This window comes from Pelagerythrobacter marinus (assembly GCF_034375205.1).
GTDB lineage: Bacteria > Pseudomonadota > Alphaproteobacteria > Sphingomonadales > Sphingomonadaceae > Pelagerythrobacter > Pelagerythrobacter marinus.
In genome coordinates this window covers 937,301-961,694 of sequence record NZ_CP139719.1, presented here as the reverse complement: position 1 = coordinate 961,694, position 24,394 = coordinate 937,301, and the positions used below count along the sequence as shown (strand labels likewise).

Below are 24,394 nucleotides of genomic sequence, written 5' to 3'. Positions count from 1 at the left end.
CGCGAGCCCCCTCGCCAATGCCGTGCTCTCCGCTTATGGCCGGTCCGACCATGGATACCGCAGACCTTCGCATCGCCCTGTTCAGCGGCAACTACAACTACGTTCGCGACGGGGCGAACCAGGCGCTCAACCGGCTGGTCGAATACCTGCTGCGGCAGGGCGCGGCCGTGCGCGTCTACGCCCCGACGGTGGAAGAGCCGGCCTTCGCCCCCACCGGCGACCTGGTCGGCGTGCCCAGCGTCGCCATCCCCGGCCGGCCCGAATATCGCTTCCCCCTCGGCCTGTCGCGCGACAACCTGGCCGATCTCGAACGCTTCGCGCCCAATATCGTCCACACGTCCTCCCCCGACCTGACCGGCCATGCCGCGGTCCGCTGGGCCCGCGCGCGGGGGATCCCCGTTCTCGCCTCGGTCCATACCCGGTTCGAGACCTATCCCCGCTATTACGGGCTGGGCTTCACCGAACCCGCGCTGGAGGCGATCCTGCGCCGTTACTACCGCCGGTGCGACGCGCTGGTGGCGCCGTCGCAGAGCATGATCGATACCTTGCGCGAGCAGGGGATGAACGACGACATCTCGCTCTGGACCCGCGGGGTGGACCGCACGGTCTTCGCCTCCGCGCGCCGCGACCTCGCCTGGCGCCGCGAACTGGGCATCGGGGACGAGGACGTGGCGATCGTCTTCCTCGGCCGTCTGGTGATGGAAAAGGGGCTCGACATATTCGCCGACGCGATCGTCGAACTGCGCCGGCGCCAGGTGGCCCACCGCGTGCTGGTGATCGGCGACGGACCGGCCCGCGCGTGGTTCGAACGCGCCCTGCCCGGGGGAATCTTCGCCGGTTTCCAGACCGGCCCGGACCTCGGCCGGGCGCTCGCCAGCGGCGACGTGTTCTTCAACCCCTCGATCACCGAGACGTTCGGCAACGTCACGCTGGAGGCGATGGCCTGCGGCCTGCCCGTCGTCGCGGCCGGCGCCACCGGCAGCGCCAGCCTGGTGCAGGACGGCACGACCGGGCACCTCGTGCCGCCCGGCTGCCCGCTGGCCTTCGCCGATGCGCTGGCCCCCTATTGCACCGACGCGGCCCTGCGCGCGCGCCACGGCGCCGCGGGCGAGGCGCGGAGCAAGAACTTCGCGTGGGACGCGATCAACCAGGCGGTTGCCGACAGCTACCTGCGGCTGGTGAACGCCCGGCCGGGATGATCAGCGCAGGACGCCGCGCCGGCGCATCCGCAGGGCATACCAGAACAGCAGCAGGGCGATCGCGCTGATTACCGCGAACATCGCCTCGTTGTTCATCGCCGCAAGCTCGGGCGGCAGGGTCGCCTGCAAGTGGAAGATCCACGATCCCGCGAGCCCCAGGATCGAGGCGGCGAAGGCCGCGATCGCCCAGCGGCTGCGCAGGAGCAGCAGGATCGACCCGGCCAGCCCGCCCCAGACGCCCAGCGCCCAGGCGGCGTCGGCCCAGGCGGGCATTTCGCCGAAGAAGCGCAACGCAGCGTCCGTCGTTTGGGCGTCGAACCCGGTCATCGCGAAGTAATCGCGATTGCCCATCTGGGTCTGCGTGTAGTCGTTCGCGCCGAAGGCATTCCACAAGGTCGCGAGAATGCCGACGACCCACACGTGCCACGGCGTTCCCGTGGCTGCCTGTTCGGCCTGTTCGACCCGTTCGGCCTGTTCCATCCTGTCTCTCCCCTCTCCGGCGACCCGGGGCGCAGGATACCACTGCCGCGGCCGGCCCGCCAGCGGGTCAGCCGTCGCGCCAGTCGAAGGCCAGCGGCGCCTCGCGGAAGGCGAAGCGGTCGAGATGGCGCGCGACGACGCCCTTGAGCGCTTCCAGCTGGCCGGGTTCGCTCGCCGCGATCGTGCAGTCGAGCGCTTCGGCCCGCGCGGTCATCGTCAGGACGGCCTCCCCCGCCCAGTTGCCGCTGCGGCCCTCGGCCGGGAAAGTCACCCGCCCCTGAGCCGCGTCGTATTCGACCGTCATGTTGTGCGCCCAATGCTTGCAAAGCTGCTGGAGATAGCGGGATCCGCTGGCTGTCGGCACGCTGGCGCTGCTGCGGGTTGTCATAGGCGTTCGATCCTCCTGGCCATGTCGTCGATCATGTCGACAATGGAGTCGATCGCCGCCTGGTCAAGCTTGCCGGCGCTCGCGCGGTGGCGCAGCACATTGGCGAGATTGCCCATCGCGCGCCAGAGGTGGGGCGACCGCCCGCCTTCACCGCTTTCGCCGTGCCGGCCCAGCCGGGCGAACAGGGCCTCGACCTCCTCGGCCCGTTCCGACAGTTCGGCCCGGCCGGCCTCGGTGGTGCGGAAGGCCTTGCGCGGGCCGGGATCGTCCTGCTCGGCGATCAGGCCCTCGTCCGCCAGCAGTTGCAGCGTGGGATAGACCGCGCCGGGGCTCGGCGCGTAGGCGCCCCCGGTCCGCTCCTCGATCGCCTTGATCAGCTCGTACCCATGCCGCGGCCGGTCGGCGAGGAGGCTGAGCAGCGCGAGACGCAGCTCGCCGTGGCGGAACATCCGGCCGCGCCGCTGCCCCCGCCCGCCGAAGGGCCCGCCAGCACCGAAAGGACCCCCGGGGCCGAAGGGGCCTTTCGGGCCGAAAGGTCCCCCCGCACCGAAAGGCCCTCCGGGCCCGAAGCTCGCCTTCCACGCCCGGCGGCGAGCGCCCGGATCGCGGCGGTGACGGTGATGATGACAATCGCTGTGCATGGAGCAATATCCTTGTCTTGCGTCGTATTACGATATATCTTAAGACTATCGAAATGCAAGAGCCCTCGCGCTGCGCCGGCGGTGCCCCTATCTAGCGTGGCGCATGGCCGATCTCTTTCCCGACACCCTCCCCGAACAGGCCCCGCCAGACGCGCCGCGCGCCGACGCGCCGCTCGCCGACCGTTTGCGTCCGCGCGCGCTCGACGAGGTCGTGGGCCAGGAACACCTGACCGGGGCCGAGGGCGCGATCGGGCGCATGGTCGCGGCGGGCAAGCTGTCGAGCATGATCCTGTGGGGCCCGCCCGGCACCGGCAAGACGAGCATCGCGCGCCTGCTGGCCGATGCCGTGGGCATGCGCTTCGTCGCGATCAGCGCGGTCTTCTCCGGCGTGGCCGACCTCAAGAAAGCCTTTGCCGAGGCGGACAAGGCGGCCGGGGCCGGCCAGCGCACCCTGCTCTTCGTGGACGAGATCCATCGCTTCAACCGCGCGCAGCAGGACGGCTTCCTGCCCTTCGTCGAGCGCGGCACGGTAACGCTGGTCGGCGCGACCACGGAAAACCCCAGCTTCGAACTCAACGCCGCGCTGCTCAGCCGCGCGCAAGTGCTGATCCTGCACCGCCTCGATGCCGGGGCGCTCGGCCGGCTGCTGGACAAGGCGGAGGCGATCGAAGGCCCGTTGCCGCTGACCGCGGAGGCGCGCGCGGCGCTGGTCGCCAGCGCCGACGGCGACGGCCGCTTCCTGCTGAACCAGGCCGAAACGCTCTATTCCGCGGCGATCGAGGAACCGCTGGGTCCGGGCGAGCTCGGCAGCTTCCTGCAACGGCGCGTGGCCGTTTACGACAAGGACCGCGAGGGCCACTACAATCTCATTTCCGCCTGGCACAAGAGCCTGCGCGGCTCCGACCCGCAGGCCGCGCTCTATTACCTCGCGCGGATGCTGGTCGCGGGGGAAGACCCGCTGTTCGTCCTGCGCCGCCTCGTTCGCGCGGCGGTGGAAGACATCGGGTTGGCCGATCCCCAGGCCCTGGCGCAGTGCCTCGCGGCCAAGGATGCCTACGAGTTCCTCGGCAGCCCGGAAGGCGAGCTGGCGATCGTGCAGGCCTGTCTCTACTGCGCGGCCGCGCCCAAATCGAACGCCGCCTACAAGGCGCAGAAGGCCGCCTGGCGCAGCGCGAGGGAAACCGGCAGCCTGATGCCCCCGCCGTCGATCCTCAACGCGCCGACCCGCCTGATGAAAGACATCGGCTACGGCAAGGACTATGCCTACGACCACGATGCCGAGGGCGGGTTTTCCGGGGCCGATTACTGGCCCGAAGAGATGGAGCCGCAATCCTATTACCAGCCGGTCGAGCGCGGTTTCGAGCGCGAGGTGCGCAAGCGGCTCGAATACTGGGAAAAGCGCCGGCGCGAGCTGCGCGGGTGAGGCCGGCGCACATGGCCGGGCGGCGATGAGCCGGTTCCGCCATTTCCTCGCCATCGACTGGTCGGGCGCGGCGGGCGAGCGGCACGCGGGGATCGCGCTCGCGCTCGCCGACGCGCAGCGCGGCGCGCCGGTGCTGGTCGATCGCGGCCGGCGCTGGTCGCGGCCCGAAGTGCTGGCTTTCCTCGCCGAGGGGCTGCCTGCCGATACCCTGGTCGGCCTGGACCTCGGAATCTCGCTCCCCTTCGCCGACTGCGGGGCCTTCTTTCCCGGGCTCGCCGAAAGCCCTGCCGATGCCCGCGCGCTCTGGGCCCTGGTGGACCGGGTGAGCGCGCGCGACCCGCACCTGGGCGCGGGGTCATTCGTCGATCACCCGGCCTTCGCCCCCTATTTCCGCCGCCATGGCGGGCGCGAGGGGGCGCGGTTTCGCTGCGACGGCGCGACCCATGGGAAAGGGCGGTTCCGCGTGACCGAGAGCGCGCAGGCGGCGATGGGATGTAAACCTTACTCCAACTTCAATCTGGTCGGCGCGGCCCAGGTCGGCAAGGCGAGCCTGACGGGAATGCGCCTGCTGCACCGGCTCGGCCCCGCGCTGCCCGTCTGGCCGATCGATCCGCTGCCGCCGACGGGTTCGGTCGTGGTCGAAATCTACACCTCGCTCGCCGCGCTCGAGGCAGGGCGCAGCGCGGCCCGTGCAAAGATGCGCAGCCATGCCGCGCTGGGCGAGGCGCTGGGCGCGCTCGGCTCCCCCGCCCCGCGCGGGACCGGCGCGATCGACGATCACGCCAGCGACGCCCTGCTCGCCGCCGCCTGGCTGCGCAAGGTGGCCGGCGATCCCGAACGCTGGCGCCCGCGCGCCCTCACCCCCGCCCTCGCGCGCACGGAGGGCTGGACCTTCGGCGCGCTTTGACGCAAAGGGCGGACCTCGCGCGGGCCGGCTTAGCTCAGTTGGTAGAGCACCTGATTTGTAATCAGGGGGCCGCGGGTTCGAATCCTGCAGCCGGCACCATTTTCGCGGAGCGAAAATGGATTCCTTTGTTGCGCTACCGCGCTTCGCGCTACTTGAGCGCGGGATCTCTGCGCTACCGCGCTTCGCGCTACTTGAGCGCGGGATCTCTGCGCTACCGCGCTTCGCGCTACTTGAGCGCGGGATCTCTGCGCTACCGCGCTTCGCGCTACTTGAGCGCGGGCTCGTGCCGGTTCAGCGCGGGGGTCAGACCATGTCTTCGGGGCGGACGAGGCGGTCGAAGTCTTCGCCCGATACATGGCCGCTGCGCGCCGCGGCCTCGCGCAGGGTCAGGCCTTCGGCGTGCGCGGCCTTGGCGATCGCCGCGGCCTTGTCGTAACCGATCGCCGGCGCCAGCGCGGTCACCAGCATCAGCGAGCTTTCCACCCCGCGCGCGATGTTCTCGCGCCGCGGCTCCAGCCCTTCGAGCAGGTTCGCGGTAAAGCTCCCGGCCGCGTCGGCCAGCAGCCTGGCCGATCGCAGCGCGTTCCACCCCATCATCGGGCGATAGGTATTCAGCTCGAACTGGCCCTGGCTGCCGGCAAACGTCAGCGCGGCATTGTTGCCGAACACCTCGATGCAGACCTGGGTCAGCGCCTCGCACTGCGTCGGGTTGACCTTGCCCGGCATGATCGAGCTTCCCGGCTCGTTCGCCGGCAGGGCCAGTTCGCCCAGCCCCGCGCGCGGGCCGGAGCCGAGGAAGCGGATGTCGTTGGCGATCTTGTAAAGCGCCGCCGCCAGCGCGTTGAGCGCGCCGTGGGCGAAGACCAGCTCGTCCTGCGCGGCGAGCGCGGCGAAGGTGTTGGGCGCCGGACCGAACGGCAGCCCGGTGATCGCGGCCACGCGTTCGGCCACTTTCCCGGCAAAGCCATCGGGCGCGTTGAGGCCGGTGCCGACCGCCGTTCCCCCCTGCGCCAGGCGATAGAGCCCCGGCAGCGCCAGCTCGATCCGCTCGATCCCCGCGCCGACTTGCGCGGCGTAGCCGGAAAACTCCTGCCCCAGCGTCAGCGGGGTCGCGTCCTGCGTATGCGTGCGCCCGATCTTGACGATATCGGCCCATTCGCGCGCCTTGTCCTCCAGCACGCCGTGCATCCGGCGCAGCGCGGGCAGCAGCGCGCCGCAGACCTCCCCGGCGACCGCGACGTTGATCGCGCTGGGAAAGGTGTCGTTCGACGACTGGCTGCGGTTGACGTGATCGTTGGGGTGGACCGGGCTCTTCGACCCCGGTTCGCCGCCCAGCATCTGGATCGCGCGGTTCGCGATCACCTCGTTCGCGTTCATGTTCGACTGGGTGCCCGACCCGGTCTGCCACACGACCAGCGGGAAATGATCGTCGAGCTTGCCGTCGATCACTTCCTGCGCGGCATTCGCGATCGCCCCGGCAATTTCCGGGTCGAGCACGCCGAGATCGCGGTTGGCCTCTGCCGCCGCGCGCTTGATCACGCCCAGCGCGCGGATCAGCGGCTGGGGCAGGCGTTCGCCGCCGATCCGGAAATTGGCCAGGCTGCGCTGCGTCTGCGCGCCCCACAGGCGATCGGCCGGGACTTCGACCGCGCCCATCGTGTCGGTCTCGGTCCGCGTCGCGTTCATCCCCGCCCCCGGTAGGACGCGACCCCCTGGTCGGGCACCCACAGTGCCTCCGGCGGGGGGCCGCTTTGCCAGAAGACGTCGATCGGGATGCCCCCGCGCGGATACCAGTACCCGCCGATTCGCAGCCACTTCGGCTTCATTTCCGCCGCCAGCCGCTGCCCGATGCCGACCGTCACGTCCTCGTGGAAACCGCAGTGATTGCGGAAACTGCCGAGATAGAGCTTCAGGCTCTTCGATTCGACGATCGTCTTGCCCGGGGCATAATCGATCACGAGATGCGCGAAATCGGGCTGCCCCGTGACCGGGCAGAGCGAGGTGAACTCGGGCGCGGCGAAGCGCACCAGGTACAGCGCCTCGCTGCGCGGGTTGGGAACGTAGTCGAGCTGCGCCGCTTCGGGAGAGGGCGGCAGCGTGCTCGCCTGCCCCAGGTGCAGGGTGCCGGGTGTATCGTTCATCCTTGCGCATGTGCCTTCATCGCCGCCCGCGCACAACCCGCGGGATTGCGCTTCGCAGTTCAGAGCCTATTCAGCGCCCCGGCCCTTTCGCCACGCCTTCTTGCCATGCATTGCCAGCCAGCATCGGGATCCATGCACGTTCGCCACTCGCTTCCGGCCCTGTTCCTGGCCCTCGCCGCCCCCGCGCTCGCGCAATCGGGCTCGGTGCGCGATTTCCGCCTGCCGCCCGACCCGGAAGCGACGCCCACGCCCGAGGTCCAGGGCCCGGTCGATCCCGAGGCCCCTTTTCCCACGACCCCGCGGGTGATCCCGACCGCGCCGCCCACCGCGGCCCCGTCGCCCACCCCGCGCCCCACCGCGGCCCCGTCGCCCACCCCGCGCCCCACCGCCGCGCCGGGCCCGGACGCCCCGCGGGAGGCCGCGCCCTCCCCCGCGCCCGCACCGCCGCAGGGGCCGCAGCAGGAAACGCCCCGCCCCGCCCCGCGCGCCGCACCAGCGCCCGCCGGCCCGGCGAACCCGTCGCCGACATCCGCCGAAGCACCCGCGGCGACGCCGGCAGCAGCGGAATTTCCCGCGCAACCGGACGAACCGCCCGCCGATGCGGCCGCCACCCCGGCCCCGCCGGCAAGCGCACCCGCCTCGCCCCCCGCGCAGGACAGCGCCTGGGCGACCTGGCTCGCGGCGGTCGTCGCCGCGCTCGCCCTCACCGCCGGGCTGCTCGCCTGGCGCCGCCGTCGCCAGGCCGAGGCGCAGGCTCCGGCCATCGAACCGCCGGTGGCACGCGTGCCCGATCCCGCGCCGCCTGCGCGCATCCCCGACCCTTCGCGGCCCGGCGCCGCCCCGGCGCAGCCTGCGCCCCCGGCTCGCGCCGCGCCGGCCGCCCCCGCCGCGCGCGCCAGCGCCCCGGCGGCCCCGACCCTCGCGGTCCAGCCTCTGCGGTTCAGCCGCAGCGTGATGAACGCCAGCTTCGCCTGCCGCGTCACGCTCCAGCTCGACGGGGGAGAGGCCTGGCACGACGTCGCGGTCGAGGCGGATCTCGTCACCGCGCACGGCGCGGCCCCGATCGGCGAGCAGCTGGCCGAACCGGCCACCCCGCTCGCGCCGTTCGGCACCCTCGCCACCCTCGCGCCCGGCGAGCCGGCGGCGATCGAGGGCGAAGTGCGCCTGCCGCTGCAACAGGTGCGCGTTATCCGGCAGGGCAGCGCCGCGGTCTACGTGCCGCTGCTGCGTCTGCGGGTCGCCGCCCCGGGCAAGGCCCCGCTCGCCCGAACCTACCTCGTCGGCCAGCTTCCCGACCGCCCGGGCGGCCGGCTGCGTCCCTTCCGGCTCGATGAAATGCCGCAAGTCTATCAGGCCATCGGCATTCGCCCGCTCGACGGGCGGTCCTGACCCCCGGCCTAGCCGGCCAGCAAGCCCTTCACCGCCAGCAGGATCAGCCCGCCGCCCATGATCGCGGCGGCGAGGAAGATCGGGCGCCAGGGCACCCAGCCGACGCCGTCGATCCGCGCGCGCTTCTGCCGCCGCACTTCGGCCAGCGTCGCGACCAGCGCCAGCATGATGAAGCCCAGCCCCCATAGGCCGACGATCTCGGCCTCGCTGGCGAATGTCAGGAATCTGTGCAGCTCGCTCATCGCGGCGCCATATGGGACGGGCGGCCGGGCCGTGCAATCGCAGCGACGAACGCGGAACGGCGCCTGCGCGGGGCCGTTTCTATCGGCAATCCAACCGATACCCGAAAGGAACCGCAAATGGCCCGCAAGATACTGATCGCGTTCGGCATCGCCACGATGTCGCTGGCCGCGACCGCCTGCAACACCGTCAAGGGCGTGGGGCAGGACATCGAATCGGTCGGCGAAGCCGGCGACGACGCGATCTGATCCACCTTGCGCGACCGGCGCCCCGGGTGCCGGTCGCGCGCCCTCCGGCCTGATTGCAGGGGAAATCAGCCCCCGCGGTAGGCAACCTCGTCCGCTAATTCGATTCGAAGGTTTTCACCCCGGTCGTCGATGTAATCGCCATCCACGACATTCGCGTGGAGACTCGCGCTATATGCTGGAAACGGTGTGAACTTGGCCATCGCAACGCCCATGGGCGGGTCTAGCGCGCTGACGTTTGCTCCTCATGCGTCACCCTTCGGCGGCAGTCGTCATCTGTCCATCTGATAGTAGTATCATAGACCGCTTGCCCGGCCTCGCGATCGACAATCAAAACTCCATCTTGTATGTTCGAACATACAATGAAGGCCTCAGGCTCGCCCAGAATGCCTAATTCTCGGGCTAAGTTATCGGCAGCACCTTGATCATCCGTTGAGATATGCGCAAATTTACCGACAATTGCAGATACATCTGATGGCGGAACCGCGAATCTCAGCGTCTGAGTGTTCCTATCAAGGTTGTGGCTATCGCTGATGTTTCGGGCGCTCGTCGGCACGAAAGACGGGACCCAACCCCTTTCGATGGTGCCTGCCCTCTGCGCTTCAGCCCAAGTTGGATAGCTTTCCTCGATCTGTTCGCTACACGCGCTGAGCGCCAGTATTGAGACCACGGCTGCAATATACTTCATTCGGGAAGCATGGCGGCCCATACAAGTGTCCGCAATCGGGTCGCTAGCGGACTGGCAGGTTTTAGGCGGAAGAATGTGCAACGACGTCATTCCGTGCAAAATCTGGCTCAAAGGCCGTTGGCTGAGTTCCTTCTGTAGACGAGCGTGAGATTGTTCGCCGGCATCTCGTAACGATTAGCCCGCTCATAATCGAACTCGGCAGCCACGCTATCGACGTCAGCGACCTTGCGGAGGCCCCAAGCAGGATTGCGGTCTTTCAGGGAGCGGTCGAACGCCAGGTTGGATGGCGCAGTCTCGACATCAGCCTCCAAGTACGGGCCGTAGAGAATGACTGGCGCTTGCTCGGCCAGGAATTTCGCGCATCCCCTGAACAGCCCAACCGTCGCTTCCCATTCGCTGATGTGGACCATGTTGATGCACAGCAGTGCGTCGGCGCGGGTCACCGGCCAGGCATCGGGCTTGCGCGCGTCGAGGGGCAGCGGCGGGCGCAGGTTCGCGGGGCCTTGCTCGTCCCGCCAGGCGGCGATCGAGGCGAGCGCATCGGGGTCGGGATCGCTCGGCTGCCATGCCAGGCCGGGGAACCGCTCGGCGAAGAACAGCGCGTGTTCGCCCGAGCCGCTGGCGATCTCCAGCACCGTTCCGCTTTCGGGCAGTTCCTGCGCCAGCACGTCCGCGATCGGCCCGCTGTTGCGCGCGGCGGCCGGGGCATGGCGTTTCATTGCCAGCGCCCCGAGGCCCGCGCCCGCCGCTCGCGAATCGCGAGCCAGGCGAACAGGCCGAGCGGCCCGGCGAGGAACGTCGCCGCCAGGACCGGCGCCTGCGCCAGGCGCGAGAAGCGCTTCGCATCGGCATCGCGCGCGATCCACAGGCCGACGAAGAGGTCGAAGGCGAGGTAGTGTATCCAGCCGAGGACCAGCGCCGCGTCGGAGGCGAAGAGCGCCCGGATCGATTGCAGCGACCATCCGTCCAGCGCGGCGAGGTCCGGCCCGCCCCCGGCGAGCCCGGTCGCCAGCAGGACGAGCAGCACGGCATAGACCGCCGAGAGCAGCCCGGTGCCGAGGTAGAGAACCGCCGCCAGCGCGACCGGGCGGCGCGGGAGGAAGATCAGCAGGATCCAGCCCGCGAGGGCCAGCAGGTTGGCGGCGGCGAACAGGGCGGTCCACATCGTGCCTTCTCCTCAGGCCGGCAGGGGTTGCGGCAATTCGCGGGCGGCCCGGCGAATCGCGTCGTTGTCGTGCCGGAACCGGCCGCCGGCGCGCCGCATGGCGAGGGCCAGCGCGGCCTCGGCCACCGTGCGCGCGGGGATCGAGCGATAGCCGCGCCAGCTGCCGTGCAGCATCAGGTCGGTCACCGGGCTCAGCGCGATGCCGATCCGTTCGGCCCGCCGCCGGTCGCCGTCGCGCGCGCCGCGCAGCAGGCCCGGGCGCAGGAGGTCGAGGCGACGGAAGCCGACCTTGGCAAGGTCGCGCTCCATCTCCGCCTTCACCCGCAGGTAGAACGCCCTGGCCGCCAGCGAGGCCCCGGCGGAGCTGATCGCGACCATCCGCTCGACCCCGTGCTCGCGCGCCGCGCGGGCGGTCTCGAGCACGAGATCGCGGTCCACCGCGCGAAAGGCGTCCTCGTCCTGGCCCGCCTTGCGCCACGTGGTCCCGAGCGCGCAGATCAGCGCCGACGGGCGGACCGCCTCCAGCACTTCGCCCCAGCGGCCCGGCTCGGCCACGAACATCTCCATCCGCGCCCCGCGCGGAAGCGGCACCTCGCGCCGTGCCAGCCCGGTCAGGCGAACGTCCTCGCGCCCGACCGACAGCGCGATCGCCTCGCGGCCGACCAGCCCGGTGGCGCCGACCAGCGCGATCCGCAGCGGGTCAGACATTGCTCAGCCCTTCCGGCCGCCGGCCGTGGATGCGCGCGTACTGGTCGATCGCGAACCGGTCGGTCATCCCGGCGATGAAGTCGGTGATGTGGCGCGCCCTTTCCGGTTGCTCCGCCGGCAGCGAGCGGCGCCAGTCGGCGGGCAGGAGCGTCTCGTCCGTGGCATAGGCGCGGTAGAGCGCGGCGACGACATCGCGCGCCCGCTCCGCCGTGGCGATCTGTTCGCGGTGGTAATAGAGCCGGTCGTACATGAACTTCTTCAGCCGCCGCTCGCGCGCGGCCATCGCGGGGGAGAACGTCGCCAGCGCGCGCCCCGCCGCGCGCACGTCTCCGGCCGAGGCGAGCGGCGCCGTCGCGCGCCGCGCCTGGGCGATAACATCGTTGACCATCAGACCGATCTGCACCCTCACCAGTTCGCGCAACTGGCGTTCGCGGGGCGCGCGGGGGAAGCGTTTTTCGACCTCGCGCCACTGGTCTGCGACGAAATCCAGCGTCAGCAGGTCGTCGAGCGAGAGGAAGCCCGCGCGCAGGCCGTCGTCGATGTCGTGGTTGTCGTAGGCGATATCGTCGGCCACCGCCGCGACTTGCGCCTCGAGCGAGGAATGCTCGCCCAGCGCGAGGGGGAAATCGCCGTCCAGCCCGGCCAGGGCCCAGCCCGGGTCTTCGACCGGGCCGTTGTGCTTGGCCAGCCCTTCGAGCAGTTCCCAGGTCAGGTTCAGGCCCGGGTGATCGCAATAGGGGCTTTCCAGCCGCATCAGGACGCGCAGGCCCTGGGCATTGTGGTCGAACCCCCCGGCATCGGCGGTCGCCTGCTGCAGGGCATCCTCCCCCGCGTGGCCGAACGGCGGGTGGCCGATGTCGTGGGCAAGGCACAGCGCCTCGGTCAGGTCCTCGTCGAGGCCCAGCGCGCGGGCGATGACCCGGCCGATCTGTGCGACCTCCAGGCTGTGGGTCAGGCGGGTGCGGTAATGGTCGCCGTCGGGCGCGATGAAGACCTGGGTCTTCGAACGCAGGCGCCTGAAGGCGATCGAATGGATGATCCGGTCGCGGTCGCGCTGGAACTCGCTGCGCGGCCCGCGGGCCCCGGCCCGGTCTTCGGGAAATTCGCGGCCGCGCGATCGTGCGGGGTCGGCGGCAAGGGGCGAGCGATCCATGCCCGGGCGACTAGGTCAGCCCCGTCTCCGCGACAACCGGAACAATCGGGCAACACCGGCGGGCCGGCGCGCGATCAGGCCCCGTCGACGATCCAGTCCACCGCCGCCTCGCAATGGATGCGCGCCGAATCGAAGATCGGCAGGACGTTGGCATCGACATCGACGATCATCTCCAGCTCGGTACAGGCGAGCACGATCGCCTGCGCGCCGTCCTGTTCCTTGCGCGTGATCATCGTCTTCAGCGCGCGCTGCGAATCGCGCGTCGGGCGGCCCAGCATCAGTTCCTGGTAGATGATCCGGTCGAGCGCCTCGACGTTGTTCATGTCGGGCGGCAGGAGGTCCACCCCGTGGGCGACGAGCCGCCGGCGGTAGAAATTCTCGGTCATCACGTTGCGCGTGCCGAACAGGGCGGCGCTGTCCACCCCGTCGGCCTTCATCCGCCGGCCGACGCATTCGGCGATATGCAGGATCGGCACGTCGACTTGCGCGGCCACGTCGTCGTAGACCTTGTGCATCGAATTGGCCGCGATCACGATCGCCCCGGCGCCGGCCGCTTCCAGCCGGCGGGCCGATTCCCCCAGGACCTGCGCCGCGCGGGCCCAGTCGTCGGCTTCGTGCAGGCCGTAGAGCTGGGCAAAGTCGAGGCTCTCGATCAGCAGGGGCGCGCTCGCCATCGGCTGCGTGCGGCGCTGCACCAGGCGGTTGATCCACTCGTAATAGATCCGGGTCGAGACCCAGCTCATCCCGCCGATAAGCCCCAGCTTGCGCAAAGTTCGTCCTTCCCCGATCTGCAAGAGGGGGCTGCCTTAGCGAAACCGCCGCCTGCGCGTCCAGCCGGGGGCGGACGCCATCCCCACCGCCGCGCGGGGCCACGGGGCGCGATCCGAAATCACGGGCCGATCACGGGCCGATCACGGCTCCATCGCGGCAATCCAGCGTTCGACCGCGCGCACCCCCTCGGGATCGACCGTCGCCTTGCCCAGTTCGGGCATGGCCACGCCCGGTTCGGCGCTCGCCATGCGGTGCAGCAGGATCGATTCGCGCGGCTTCCCCGGCACGACGGCGAACAGAAGCCCGGCCGAACCGCGCCCGGCGGCGACCGGCCGCTTCATCACGCCCAGCGCGCGCGGATCGCGCTGCTCCCAGCGCAGGTCCAGCCCCGAGTTGGAGGCCATCGCCCCCGGCCGGTGGCAATGGGCGCAGTTGACGTCGAGATAAGCGCGCGCCGCGAGCGTGACCTGCGCCCCGCCCGTGGCATCGGCCGCCCCTTCCCAGCGCGGCAGCGCGTCGGCCCCGTCCGGCACGCGGTCGATCATGCCCCGCGCGGCGATCGCGGCCAGCCATTCCTGCGCCAGGTTGCGCGCCTTCGGCCCGATCGGGACGACCGCGCCGTCGAGGCCGTGGCATTCCTTGCACTGGTTCTTGTTCGGGACGCGGTAGCTGATCGCCTCCCCCCGCGGGGTTACGAGGTCGATCCGCGCCCCGGCCAGCGCGAGGCGGGCCTCGGTCTGCGCCTCGTTCCACAAGTAGGGCAAGGCCAGCCAGCCGTCCGCGCGGTGGAGCAGGACGCGCGTTTCGATCAGCCGCCGCCCGGCCCCCTCGCCGAAGGCGAAAGTCTTGATCAGCGCGGCCCCGACCGGGATCTCGGGCAGGCCGTCGCCCGCGGCGGCGAGGCGCGTGCCTTCGGGCAGGTAGAGGAACCGCAGCTTCTCCGCCCCGTCGGAATAGAGCGGGGTGTTGAGCCGGTAGGGGACGACCCGCGCGGCGGGCACCTGCCCCGGCGCATCGGCGAAGAAGCCGAAGGCGGCGAGCGTGCGCGGAATGCCCTGCTGCACGGCGGCATCGTTCACCCGCGGGGGCTCGGCCGCGGCGGCGGCGGCCGGCCCTGCGCCCGGATGAAATGCCACGGCAGCGGCCAGCGCGAGCGCGCCGGCGGCCAGGACATGCGCGGGCCGGATCACCGGATCCGCGCCTCCAGCTCGGCGCCCGCGCCCCAGTTCTCGGTCGAGATCGCCGGCCCCGGCTCGGGAGCCTCCAGCGGCCCGGGCCGGGCCCCGGCCATGCCTTCGCCCTGCGCGGGAAGATTGAGCGACCAGCCGGGCAGGTCGGGATGGACCCACAGCGTCGCCCGCTCCTCGCCTGCGGAGAGGCCGTCCCACATCACCGGGGGCAGCGCCCCGCCGAAGGCGGCGAGCAGGCTTTCGGCCCCTTCGATCTGCGGATCGGTGCCGCCTTCGTCGACCATGTTCCGATCGATCGTGACGTCGCGCGGGTAAGGGTTGTAGTCCGGGTCGTCGAAGGCCATCGGATAGGCGATGACCATGATCGGCGCGGTCGGGTTGTCGTAGAGAAGGTTCTGGCCGACCCACACGTTCTCGTTCGCCATCACCATGATCCCGGTGCCGCGCGGGACGCTGGCGACAATATTGCCTTCCGGCGCGAAATTGGCGGTCGTGTTCGACGCGACGAGATTGTGGCGCACCAGCACGTTGCCCCCGCCCATCACCGGCAGATCGGGCAGGTCGAACACCAGGATGCCGCCGGTATTGCGGCTGACGAAATTGCGTTCGACGATGGCGTTGCGGCTGTTCTCTATCTCGATCCCCGCAACATTGTCGGTCGCGACCGAGTTGCGCACGGTGATCCGGCTCGACTGCCCGACGTAGATGCCCGCGTCCGACGCGCCGGAAACCTCGCTGCCGTCGACCAGGATATTGGTGCTTTCGACCGGGTAGATGCCATAGGCGCCGTTGCTGGCCCTGGGCCCTGCGGTCCATGTCACCCGGATCGCGTGATAGACGATATCGTCGGCGCCCTTGGACTTGATCCCGTCGCCTTTCGGGTTCTCGACCGCGAAATCGCGCAGGGTCACCCCGTCGGACGTGACGAGCAGGCCCTCGCCCGATCCCTGCTGCCCGCTGAAGTCGAGCACGCTCGCTTCCATCCCCGCGCCGCGCAAGGTGACGTTGTCGACATCGAGCGAGAGGCCGTCGGTCAGCGCGAAGCGACCGGCGGCGAGCACGATCTCGTCCCCCGGCTCGGCCAGGATCAGCGCTTCCTGCAGCCGCTCCTGCGCGCCTTCGCCCGGCGCGACGGTGATGGTCTCGGCCCAGGCGGGCACCGCGGCGGATGCCAGCGCGGCGGCGGCAATCGAAAATCGGATCATGTCTCTCTCCCCTGCAACGCATTGTGCCGCGCGGGGGGAGGATTGCAAGCGCGCGGCGGCCCCGCGCGCTTGCGGCCGGTCGCCCTCAGTCGAGCGCTTTCACGATCTCCTCGACCATCTTCTTCGCATCGGACAGCAACATCATCGTCTGGTCCATGTAGAAGACGTCGTTATCGACCCCGGCATAACCGACGCCGCCCATCGAGCGCTTGATGAAGAAGACCTGCTTGGCCTTGTCCACATCGAACACGGGCATGCCGTAGATGGGCGACGACTTGTCGGTCTTGGCCGCCGGGTTGACCACGTCGTTCGCGCCGATGATGAAGGCGACGTCGGCCTGGGCGAACTCCGAATTGATGTCTTCCAGCTCGAAGACCTTGTCGTAATCCACGCTCGCCTCGGCCAGCAGCACGTTCATGTGCCCGGGCATGCGGCCGGCGACCGGGTGGATGGCGAATTTCACCTCGACACCCTTTTCCTCCAGGATGTCGGTCATCTCGCGCAGCGCGTGCTGGGCCTGGGCCACCGCCATGCCGTAGCCGGGGATGATGATGACCTTGTCCGCCTGTTCGAGCATGAAGGCCGCGTCGTCGGCGCTGCCCTGCTTGTAGGGGCGCTGCTCCTTCGCCTCGCCCCCCGCGGCGGCATCGTCCGCGCCGAAACCGCCGGCGATGACCGAGAGGAAGCTGCGGTTCATCGCGCGGCACATGATGTAGCTGAGGATCGCGCCCGACGAGCCGACCAGCGCGCCGGTGATGATCATCGCCGTGTTGCCGAGCGTGAAGCCCATCGCCGCCGCCGCCCAGCCGGAATAGGAGTTCAGCATCGAGACCACGACCGGCATGTCCGCCCCGCCGATCGGGATGATCAGCAGGAAGCCGATGACGAAGGCGAGCACGGTCAGCGCGACGATCAGCGGCAGTGTCTCCGCCGGGCCGGTGGTCATGGCGAAAAGCGCGGTGAGCACGATGATCGCCGCCAGCGTGCCGAGGTTGATGACATGGCGCGCGGGCAGGAGGATCGGCGAACCGCTCATCCGGCCCGAGAGCTTGGCGAAGGCGATGACCGAGCCGGAGAAGGTGATCGCGCCGATCGCGATGCCGAGGCCCATCTCGACCTTGGAAACCGCGCCGATCCCGCCGTCCGCGGTCAGGAGGCCGAAGGCGCCGGGATTGAGATAGGCCGCCCAGCCCACCAGCACCGCGGCAAGGCCGACGAGGCTGTGGAAGGCAGCGACCAGTTCGGGCATCGCGGTCATCGCGATACGCCGGGCGATCAGGAACCCGATCAGTCCGCCGATGGCGATGGCAATGGTGATCTCGACGAGATTGGCGACGTCGTGCGTCACAAGCGTCGTCACCACCGCGATCAGCATCCCGGCCATGCCGAAGCGATTGCCGCGGCGGCTGGTCGCGGGTGACGACAGGCCGCGCAGCGCGAGGATGAAGAACACGCCGGCCACGAGATAGGCGAGCGCGACCCAGGGGTTCACCGCGTCGCCGGTCGCGGCGTGGGCCGGGGTGGCGAACAGGGCGACTGCGAGGACGGAGACGAAGCGACCCATCACTTCTTCTCCTTCTTCTTGTACATCGCGAGCATCCGCTCGGTCACCGCGAAACCGCCGAAGATGTTGACGCTGGCGAGCACCACGCCCGCCAGCCCGAGCCACTTGGCCGCCGGGCTGCCGGCTTCCGCCGCAGCGATCAGCGCGCCGACGATAATCACCGAGGAGATCGCATTGGTCACCGCCATCAGCGGCGTGTGCAGCGCGGGCGTGACCGACCAGACCACGTAATAGCCGACGAAACACGCCAGCACGAAGATCGACAGGATCGAAATGAAGTCCATGAAGGGCCCCTCCCCGGGCCGGAATTACGCGCTGCCCAACCTCTCGTTCACGATCCTGCCGCCCTGCGTCAGGCGCACGGCATTGCCGATCTCCTCGTCGAGCACGGGCTTGCCCGCTTCCTTGTCCCAGAAGGCGGACAGGAAGTTGTAGTGGTTGCGGGCGAACAGGGCCGAGGCATCGGCAGCAAGATGGCCCGCGGTGTTCGAATAGCCGACGATCTTCACGCCGTGCCTCTCCACCACGTCATCCGCCGCCGCGCCCTCGACATTGCCCCCCTGGGCCACCGCCAGATCGAAGATCACGCTGCCCGGCTTCATGCTGGCGATCTGTTCGTCCGAGATCAGCCGCGGCGCGGGCCGGCCCGGGATCAGCGCGGTCGTGATGACGATATCCTGCTTGGCGATATGGCCCGAAACCAGCTCGGCCTGCGCGGCCTTGTATTCCTCGCTCATCTCGGTCGCGTAGCCGCCCGATCCCTCGCCCTCGATCCCGGCGACGTTCTCGACGAAGATCGGCTTGGCGCCGAGCGAGAGGATCTGCTCTTTCGTCGCCGACCGGACATCGGTCGCCGAAACCTGCGCGCCCAGGCGCTTGGCGGTGGCGATCGCCTGCAGCCCGGCGACGCCCACGCCCATCACGAAGACCTTGGCCGCCTGCACCGTGCCGGCGGCGGTCATCATCATCGGGAAGGCGCGGCCATAGACGTTCGCCGCCGCCAGCACCGCCTTGTAGCCGGCAAGGTTCGACTGGCTGGAAAGCACGTCCATGCTCTGCGCGCGCGTGATGCGCGGCATGAATTCCATCGACAGCGCCTCGAACCCGGCATCGGCATAGGCCTGGACCCGGTCGCCCCGGGCGAAGGGATCGAACAGCGCGGCGACCATGGCCCCCGGCCGGGCGCCGGCCAGCGCCATGACGTCGGGCGCCTGGATGCCGAGGACGATGTCCGCCCCCTCCACCGCCTGCGGGCCGGGCACGACGTCGGCCCCGGCTTCGCGATAGGCGGCATCGGTGATCGACGCGGCAGCGCCCGCGCCTTCCTCCACCGCGACGCCGGCGCCGAGCGCCAGGAACTTCTTGACCGTTTCGGGCGTGGCGGCGACCCGGGTTTCCCCCGGGGCCCGCTCTTTCAGGACCGCGATCCGCAAGGCGCCGGCGGCGGTCAGCTGGCGATCAGGAGGACGATCAGCAGCACGATGGCCGCGACGATCGGCACCGACCACTTGAGAAGGCTGATGAAGCCGCCATACGTCTCGTTGGCTGCCTTCATGTCGTTACCCGAAGCCATTGATGTCGTTTCCCCTGGATAGAACTGTCGGGCAGCGGTCTATCGCGCGCCGCGCCCGGCTTCAAGTGCGGCGCATTCGTTGGCACGCGGCACAACAGCCTTAATCGGACCTTTACCCCCGCGCCCTAGAGCGAAGACCTGTACCGCAACGGGACGGTTTGGGGACCAATGGCCGAAAGCGAATCGCGCCTCTTGATGCTGATCGACGACGAACCGGCCCAGAGCCGGCTCATCACCGCGCTCGCCGCGCGCGAAGGGTGGCGCACGCTGGTGGTGAACGATTCGGAAACCGCGATCGCCACGCTCGGCACCCGCCAGGGCATGCAGCTGGCCGCGATCATCCTCGACCAGTGGGTGCCGGGCGACGATGCCTGCAGCCTGATCGAGGAGCTGAAGAGCCGCCGCCCCGCCCTGCCCGTGCTGATGCTGACGACCAGTTCCAGCCCGCTGCTGGCGGTCGAGGCCATGCGCGCGGGCGCCACCGACTACCTGGTCAAGCCGGTCGCGCCCGACCGCCTGATGCAGGCCCTGCGCAGCGCGACCAGGCACGAGGCCCCGCGCGACGAGCTGCAGCCGCTGACCGAGAAGATGCCGACCTCGCTCGATTTCGACGCGATGATCGGCACCGCGCCATCGTTCCGCACCGCGCTCGCCCGCGCGGCCAAGGCGGCGCGCGGGCACGGCCACGTGCTGATCGAGGGGGAAAGCGGCACCGGCAAGGAAATGCTGATCCGCGCGATGCACGCGGCCAGCCCGCGGGCCAAGGCTCCGATCCGCTCGATCAACATCGGCGGGGTCCCGGCCAGTTCGATCGAATCGATCCTGTTCGGCCACGAACAGAATGCCTTTCCCGGCGCGTTCGAGCGCCAGGTGGGCGCATTGCAGCATTGCGACGGGGGCACGCTGGTGCTGGACGAGATCGACCGGCTCGACCCGGCGATCCAGGGCAAGCTGGCCGAGTGCCTCGAACAGGGCATCGTCCGCCCGATCGGCGCGCGCCACGGCTTCCGCGTCGACGTGCGCCTGATCAGCGCCAGCAACCTGCCGCTGGCCGACCTGGTCGCGACCGGCCATTTCGAACAACGCCTGCTGGAAGCGGTTTCGGCGACCACGATCGTCCTGCCCCCGCTGCGCGAACGGCAGGGCGACATTCCCGCGCTGACCCGGCATTTCCTCGCCCGCATCGGCGAACAGCCGGGCCTGCGCCACCACGCGATTTCCGACGCCGCGCTGCAATTGCTGGCCGCGTTCGACTGGCCGGGCAACGTGCGCCAGCTGCAATCGGTGCTGTTCCGCGCCGCCGTCTATTGCGACGGCGAAACGCTGACGACAGAGAATTTCCCGCAGCTGGTGGAAATGGTCGGCGAACCCGACGATCCGCCCGCCGCGGTCAACGAGGGGGCCGGCGTCATGCTCTATACCGACGACGGCAACTTGCGCGCGCTGGAGGATATCGAGGCCGACGTGATCCGCCTCGCCATCGGCCACTATCGCGGCCGCATGACCGAAGTCGCCCGGCGGCTCGGGATCGGCCGCTCGACCCTCTATCGCAAGCTCAGCGATCTCGGCATCGACAACGCCGCCTGACGGCGCGCCGCCGGGCACCCGAACACGCCCCATAGGGCATCTTTCCCGCAAGGCACGGGCCCCCGAAAAGGCATGGCGCCCGGCTGCCGGGCCGCCTAAGCCGTCCGGCATGACCGCATCGTTCGACTTTTCCGGCCGGGCCGCCCTCGTCACCGGGGCCGCATCGGGCATTGGCGCGGCGACCTGCCGCTGGCTCGACGCGCAGGGGATCGCGCGCCTCGTGCTCGTCGATCGCGACCGCGCGGCGCTCGACCGGCTGGCGCTGTCATGCGACTGCCGGCGCGTGGTCGGCGACGTCGCCGATCCCGCGCTGTGGGACGGGCTGGACGGAATGGGCCCGCTCGATCACGCGGTCGTCAACGCCGGGATCGCCTCGGGCGCGCCGATCGCGGAATGCGATTTCGCCGAGTGGCGGCGGGTCATGGCGGTCAACCTCGACGGGGCGTTCCTCGCCCTGCGCGCGGCGATGCGGGCCATCCCCGGCGCGGGCAGCGTGGTCGTGACCGCCTCCATCAGCGGGGTGAAGGCCGAACCGGGCACCGCCGCCTATGGCGCATCGAAAGCGGCGCTGATCCAGCTGGCCAAAGTCGCGGCGAAAGAAGGCGCGCCGCAGGGGCTGCGCGTCAATGCGGTGGCACCGGGCGGAGTCGATACCCCGATCTGGGACCAGGCCCCCTTCTTCCAGGATCTCGTGCGCGAACACGGCGGCGACCGCGCGGCGGCGCTGAAGGCGATGGCCGAAATGGCGACCCCGCTCGGCCGCTATGCCGCGGCGGAGGAAATCGCCGGCCAGGTCGGCTTCCTCCTGTCCGACGCGGCCGCTTCCACCACCGGCGCCGTGCTAGTGACCGACGGCGGCTATTCGCTCTAGCGTGAACTCTTTGGGGCGGCACCGGCCCGCACCCCCACCCGACCACCCATAGAATACCCTGTCGTTGGGTGGCCGGGTGGGGGTGCGGGCCGGTGCCGCTTCAGCTCAGTTGAAAACGAACTGCCCGTCGACAGGCGCGCGCGGGCAGGCCATAGGCACACCCGATGAACAAGCTCGACCAGATCTGCGCCGTCAAGCGCGAGGAAGTGACCGCCCGCCGGGCGCGCGCCACGTTCGACGATCTCGACCGCGCCGCCGCCGCGGGCACGCCCCCGCGCGGGTTCGCCCGCGCCCTGGCCGAAAAGGCGCATCGCGGCTTCGCCCTGGTCGCGGAAATCAAGAAAGCATCGCCGTCCAAGGGATTGATCCGGCCCGATTTTCGCCCGGCCGAACATGCCCTGGCCTACCAGGCCGGGGGCGCGGCCTGCCTTTCGGTCCTGACCGACGCCCCCCATTTCCAGGGGCACGAGGATTACCTGGTGGACGCGCGCGCCGCCTGCGACCTGCCGGTACTGCGCAAGGATTTCATGGTCGATCCCTGGCAAGTGGCCGAAGCGCGCGCGATCGGCGCCGACGCGATCCTGGTGATCGTCGCCGCGCTGGACGATGGCGCCATGGCGGAGATCGAGGCGGCCGCGCTCGAACGCGGGATGGACGTGCTGGTCGAAGTCCACGACGAGGCGGAGATGGAGCGCGCCGCGCGGCTGCGCTCGCGCCTGATCGGGGTCAACAACCGCGACCTGCGGACCTTCGAAACCGATCTCGCCACGACCGAGCGGCTCGCCCCGCGGGCGCCCGAAGGGGCGCTGCTGGTGGGGGAAAGCGGGATCGCCACCCACGCCGATTGCCGGCGGCTGGCCGCAGCCGGGGTGCGCGCCTTCCTGGTCGGCGAGAGCCTGATGCGCCAGGACGACGTCGAACGCGCGACGCGCAGCCTGCTCGAAGGCTGAACTTTCCTACACCGGCCGCATCTGGCAAGACCTGCGGCCGATGGCCCTGCCCGCCCCCTCCTCGCCCCCGCGCGTCGCATGCCGCGCGCCCCGCCGCGCCCCCGGCGCCGGCCGCTTCGCGCGCGCCATCGGCGGGGCGGCTGCGGGGGCCGATGCAGCGGCCCCTTTTTTACTCCAGGACAGTGTAACACGCGGTCCATGTCCAACAGGAAAGCGGGGGCCCCTATGGCCGGGCTGACCCATCTCGATGCAAGTGGCGCGGCCCGCATGGTCGATGTCGGCGGCAAGGCCGAAACCGCGCGCTCGGCCACGGCGCGCGGACGAATCGCCATGCGCCCGGAAACGCTCGCCGCGATCCGCGACGGCGACCTGCCGAAAGGCGACGTGCTCGCCGCCGCGCGCATCGCCGGGATCATGGCGGCGAAGAAGACCGGCGACCTGATCCCGCTGTGCCACCCGCTCGCGCTCGACGCGGTGACGATCGACTTCGCGTTCCGCGACGATGGGCTGGACGTCACCGCCCGGGCCTCGCTGACCGGGCGAACCGGCGTGGAAATGGAAGTGTTGACAGCGGCTTGCACCGCACTCCTCACAATCTACGACATGGCCAAGGCGGTGCAGAAGGACATGACGATCGAACACGTGCGCCTGATCGAGAAGACCGGCGGCAAGTCCGGCGACTGGCGCTACGACGACCGGGCGCGGGGATGAGCGGCCCGGCCCCGTCGCCAATACCGCTGGAAGAGGCCTGGGCCAGCCTGCTCGAAAGCGTCCGGCCGCTGCCGGCGGAAACGCTGCCGGTCGCCGATGCGCTCGGCCGCCATCTCGCCGCGCCGCTGACGGCCGCGGCCACGCGCCCGGCGACGGACCTCTCGGCGATGGACGGCTATGCCCTGTCGGGCCCGGGGCCCTGGGCCCTGGTCGGCGAAAGCCGCTGCGGCGCGCCGTTCGGCGGCACGCTGTCGGCCGGGCAGGCGGTGCGGATCTCCACCGGCGCCGCCATGCCGGCAGGCGCCGACCGGGTTCTGGTGCAGGAAGAGGCGCTGCGCGACGGCGACCGCCTCTCGCTGGCCGCCGGACTGCCCGAAGCCGGCGCGAACGTGCGCCGGCGCGGGATCGACTTCGAGCGGGGCGACACGCTGCTGCCCGCCGGCAGCCGGCTAGGTGCGCGGCAGGTCGCGCTCGCGCTGTCGGCCGGGATCGCGCGGGTCGCGGTCCACCGCGCGCCGCGCGTGGCGATCCTCGACTGCGGTGACGAGCTGGTCGACGGCTCGGTTCCGGCGAGCAACGGCGCGATGCTCGCGGCGATGGCGGCCGGCCTGCCCTGCACCGTGCGCCGGATCGGGCCGGTCGCCGACGATGCCGGCGCGCTCGGCGCGGCGCTTGCCGCCTGCGCGGACTGCGACCTCGTCCTGACCAGCGGGGGCGCCTCGGTCGGCGACCACGACCTCGTGCGCCCGGCGCTCGAAACCTGGGGCGCGCGGATCGCCTTCTGGCGCGTGGCGATCCGGCCGGGCAAGCCGCTGCTCGTCGCCCGGCGCGAAGACACCCTCGTCCTCGGCCTGCCGGGCAACCCGGTCTCCGCCTTCGTGACCGGGTTCCTGTTCGCCCTGCCGGCGCTGCGCGCCATGCTCGGCGCGCCCGATCCCCTGCCGCGGGCGGTGCCCGTGCCCGCGGGGGCGGACCTGCCGCCTGGCGGCGCGCGGGGGGAGTTCACGCGCGCCGTGCTGCGCGAAGGCCGGGCCGACCCGATCCGCCAGCGCGACAGCAGCCTGCTCGCCCAGCTCGCCCGCGCCGATGCGCTGATCTGGCGCCCGCCGCACTGCGCCGCGACGAAAGCGGGAACGGATGTTCCGGTCTATCGCCTCGAAAACGGCGCAATTGCTTGACTTGCCAAGCCGGGTTGCCTAATTGTT

General features: G+C 70.5%; 28 protein-coding genes and 1 tRNA gene. 11 read left to right on the top strand and 18 right to left on the bottom strand.

Features of this window, described 5'->3' with window-relative positions; translation table 11 throughout:
• Positions 1-50 precede the first annotated feature (50 nt).
• A complete protein-coding gene (locus tag T8T98_RS04540; RefSeq protein ID WP_251103918.1) occupies positions 51-1,199 on the top strand; it encodes a glycosyltransferase family 4 protein in 1,149 nt (382 codons plus the stop codon).
• On the opposite strand, the gene T8T98_RS04535 is transcribed toward T8T98_RS04540, so the two are convergent.
• The 3 genes from T8T98_RS04535 to T8T98_RS04525 form a co-directional block, all read right to left on the bottom strand.
• Positions 1,200-1,679: a hypothetical protein gene (locus tag T8T98_RS04535; protein ID WP_322295857.1), complete on the bottom strand. Its 480-nt coding sequence runs from the start codon at positions 1,677-1,679 to the stop codon at positions 1,200-1,202. It abuts the gene before it with no gap.
• A gap of 67 nt (positions 1,680-1,746) precedes the next feature.
• Positions 1,747-2,067, bottom strand: coding sequence for a DUF2218 domain-containing protein (locus T8T98_RS04530; protein ID WP_160732353.1), 321 nt, complete (start codon positions 2,065-2,067; stop codon positions 1,747-1,749).
• Entirely contained in the window at positions 2,064-2,516 is a 453-nt protein-coding gene (locus T8T98_RS04525) for a PadR family transcriptional regulator (protein ID WP_322295856.1), read from the bottom strand. The genes T8T98_RS04530 and T8T98_RS04525 overlap by 4 nt, the downstream gene beginning before the upstream one ends.
• Positions 2,517-2,811: 295 nt before the next feature.
• Between T8T98_RS04525 and T8T98_RS04520 the strand changes: the two genes are divergently transcribed.
• The 3 genes from T8T98_RS04520 (at position 2,812) to T8T98_RS04510 (ending at position 5,137) form a co-directional block, all read left to right on the top strand.
• A complete protein-coding gene (locus T8T98_RS04520) occupies positions 2,812-4,131 on the top strand; it encodes a replication-associated recombination protein A (RefSeq protein WP_251103921.1) in 1,320 nt (439 codons plus the stop codon).
• A 25-nt stretch (positions 4,132-4,156) separates the two neighbouring features.
• Positions 4,157-5,038: a hypothetical protein gene (locus T8T98_RS04515; protein ID WP_251103922.1), complete on the top strand. Its 882-nt coding sequence runs from the start codon at positions 4,157-4,159 to the stop codon at positions 5,036-5,038.
• Positions 5,039-5,061: 23 nt separating this feature from the next.
• Positions 5,062-5,137: transfer RNA gene (locus tag T8T98_RS04510), tRNA-Thr, on the top strand.
• Between the two features lie 204 nt (positions 5,138-5,341).
• Here T8T98_RS04510 and fumC read toward each other — a convergent pair.
• On the bottom strand, positions 5,342-6,724 hold the full coding sequence (gene fumC / locus T8T98_RS04505; RefSeq protein ID WP_251103923.1) for a class II fumarate hydratase: 1,383 nt from the start codon (positions 6,722-6,724) through the stop codon (positions 5,342-5,344).
• On the bottom strand, positions 6,721-7,179 hold the full coding sequence (gene queF, locus T8T98_RS04500) for a preQ(1) synthase (RefSeq protein ID WP_251103924.1): 459 nt from the start codon (positions 7,177-7,179) through the stop codon (positions 6,721-6,723). Before queF ends, fumC begins: the two co-directional genes overlap by 4 nt.
• 132 nt (positions 7,180-7,311) lie before the next feature.
• On the opposite strand from queF, the gene T8T98_RS04495 reads away from it, so the two are divergent.
• Entirely contained in the window at positions 7,312-8,568 is a 1,257-nt protein-coding gene (locus T8T98_RS04495; protein WP_251103925.1) for a hypothetical protein, read from the top strand.
• A gap of 8 nt (positions 8,569-8,576) precedes the next feature.
• Here the strand turns inward: T8T98_RS04495 and T8T98_RS04490 are convergent, their stop codons facing one another.
• Complete coding sequence (locus tag T8T98_RS04490; protein ID WP_251103926.1) at positions 8,577-8,810, bottom strand: hypothetical protein; 234 nt, start codon at positions 8,808-8,810, stop codon at positions 8,577-8,579.
• Positions 8,811-8,927: 117 nt separating this feature from the next.
• Here T8T98_RS04490 and T8T98_RS04485 point away from each other — a divergent pair, with 117 nt between their 5' ends.
• A complete protein-coding gene (locus T8T98_RS04485) occupies positions 8,928-9,056 on the top strand; it encodes an entericidin A/B family lipoprotein (protein ID WP_160732345.1) in 129 nt (42 codons plus the stop codon).
• 220 nt (positions 9,057-9,276) lie between these two features.
• Here T8T98_RS04485 and T8T98_RS04480 read toward each other — a convergent pair whose 3' ends face one another.
• The 12 genes from T8T98_RS04480 to T8T98_RS04425 all read right to left on the bottom strand — a co-directional run bounded on the left by T8T98_RS04480 (position 9,277) and on the right by T8T98_RS04425 (position 19,070).
• Positions 9,277-9,741, bottom strand: coding sequence for a YbbD family protein (locus T8T98_RS04480; protein ID WP_251103927.1), 465 nt, complete (start codon positions 9,739-9,741; stop codon positions 9,277-9,279).
• A gap of 107 nt (positions 9,742-9,848) precedes the next feature.
• Positions 9,849-10,460, bottom strand: a complete 612-nt coding sequence (locus T8T98_RS04475) for a DUF938 domain-containing protein (RefSeq protein ID WP_251103928.1) — start codon at positions 10,458-10,460, stop codon at positions 9,849-9,851.
• Positions 10,457-10,906 (bottom strand): abscisic acid-deficient protein Aba4 family protein, encoded by a 450-nt coding sequence (locus T8T98_RS04470; protein WP_160732342.1) that lies wholly within the window; start codon positions 10,904-10,906, stop codon positions 10,457-10,459. The genes T8T98_RS04475 and T8T98_RS04470 overlap by 4 nt, the downstream gene beginning before the upstream one ends.
• A 12-nt stretch (positions 10,907-10,918) precedes the next feature.
• Positions 10,919-11,614, bottom strand: coding sequence for an NAD(P)H-binding protein (locus tag T8T98_RS04465; RefSeq protein WP_251103929.1), 696 nt, complete (start codon positions 11,612-11,614; stop codon positions 10,919-10,921).
• Positions 11,607-12,767 (bottom strand): deoxyguanosinetriphosphate triphosphohydrolase, encoded by a 1,161-nt coding sequence (locus T8T98_RS04460; protein WP_251103930.1) that lies wholly within the window; start codon positions 12,765-12,767, stop codon positions 11,607-11,609. The genes T8T98_RS04465 and T8T98_RS04460 overlap by 8 nt, the downstream gene beginning before the upstream one ends.
• 74 nt (positions 12,768-12,841) lie before the next feature.
• Positions 12,842-13,537: an aspartate/glutamate racemase family protein gene (locus T8T98_RS04455; RefSeq protein ID WP_251103931.1), complete on the bottom strand. Its 696-nt coding sequence runs from the start codon at positions 13,535-13,537 to the stop codon at positions 12,842-12,844.
• 141 nt (positions 13,538-13,678) lie between these two features.
• Entirely contained in the window at positions 13,679-14,728 is a 1,050-nt protein-coding gene (locus T8T98_RS04450) for an SO2930 family diheme c-type cytochrome (protein WP_251103932.1), read from the bottom strand.
• On the bottom strand, positions 14,725-15,933 hold the full coding sequence (locus T8T98_RS04445; protein WP_251103933.1) for a parallel beta-helix domain-containing protein: 1,209 nt from the start codon (positions 15,931-15,933) through the stop codon (positions 14,725-14,727). Before T8T98_RS04445 ends, T8T98_RS04450 begins: the two co-directional genes overlap by 4 nt.
• A gap of 85 nt (positions 15,934-16,018) precedes the next feature.
• Positions 16,019-17,497, bottom strand: coding sequence for an NAD(P)(+) transhydrogenase (Re/Si-specific) subunit beta (locus T8T98_RS04440; RefSeq protein ID WP_251103934.1), 1,479 nt, complete (start codon positions 17,495-17,497; stop codon positions 16,019-16,021).
• A complete protein-coding gene (locus T8T98_RS04435) occupies positions 17,497-17,781 on the bottom strand; it encodes an NAD(P) transhydrogenase subunit alpha (RefSeq protein ID WP_047806364.1) in 285 nt (94 codons plus the stop codon). The genes T8T98_RS04440 and T8T98_RS04435 overlap by 1 nt, the downstream gene beginning before the upstream one ends.
• Before the next feature lie 24 nt (positions 17,782-17,805).
• Positions 17,806-18,930, bottom strand: a complete 1,125-nt coding sequence (locus tag T8T98_RS04430) for an NAD(P) transhydrogenase subunit alpha (protein ID WP_251103935.1) — start codon at positions 18,928-18,930, stop codon at positions 17,806-17,808.
• 14 nt (positions 18,931-18,944) lie between these two features.
• The gene (locus T8T98_RS04425) at positions 18,945-19,070 is read right to left on the bottom strand and encodes an aa3-type cytochrome c oxidase subunit IV (RefSeq protein ID WP_160732336.1); all 126 of its coding nucleotides are present in this window, start codon (positions 19,068-19,070) and stop codon (positions 18,945-18,947) included.
• Positions 19,071-19,238: 168 nt separating this feature from the next.
• On the opposite strand from T8T98_RS04425, the gene T8T98_RS04420 reads away from it, so the two are divergent.
• The 5 genes from T8T98_RS04420 to T8T98_RS04400 all read left to right on the top strand — a co-directional run bounded on the left by T8T98_RS04420 (position 19,239) and on the right by T8T98_RS04400 (position 24,367).
• Entirely contained in the window at positions 19,239-20,657 is a 1,419-nt protein-coding gene (locus tag T8T98_RS04420) for a sigma-54-dependent transcriptional regulator (protein WP_251103936.1), read from the top strand.
• 109 nt (positions 20,658-20,766) lie between these two features.
• Positions 20,767-21,528, top strand: coding sequence for an SDR family NAD(P)-dependent oxidoreductase (locus tag T8T98_RS04415; protein ID WP_160732334.1), 762 nt, complete (start codon positions 20,767-20,769; stop codon positions 21,526-21,528).
• Positions 21,529-21,692: 164 nt separating this feature from the next.
• Positions 21,693-22,478 (top strand): indole-3-glycerol phosphate synthase TrpC, encoded by a 786-nt coding sequence (gene trpC / locus T8T98_RS04410; RefSeq protein WP_251103937.1) that lies wholly within the window; start codon positions 21,693-21,695, stop codon positions 22,476-22,478.
• A 225-nt stretch (positions 22,479-22,703) separates the two neighbouring features.
• Positions 22,704-23,189: a cyclic pyranopterin monophosphate synthase MoaC gene (gene moaC / locus T8T98_RS04405; RefSeq protein ID WP_251103938.1), complete on the top strand. Its 486-nt coding sequence runs from the start codon at positions 22,704-22,706 to the stop codon at positions 23,187-23,189.
• Complete coding sequence (locus T8T98_RS04400) at positions 23,186-24,367, top strand: molybdopterin molybdotransferase MoeA (RefSeq protein ID WP_251103939.1); 1,182 nt, start codon at positions 23,186-23,188, stop codon at positions 24,365-24,367. Before moaC ends, T8T98_RS04400 begins: the two co-directional genes overlap by 4 nt.
• Positions 24,368-24,394: the final 27 nt, after the last annotated feature.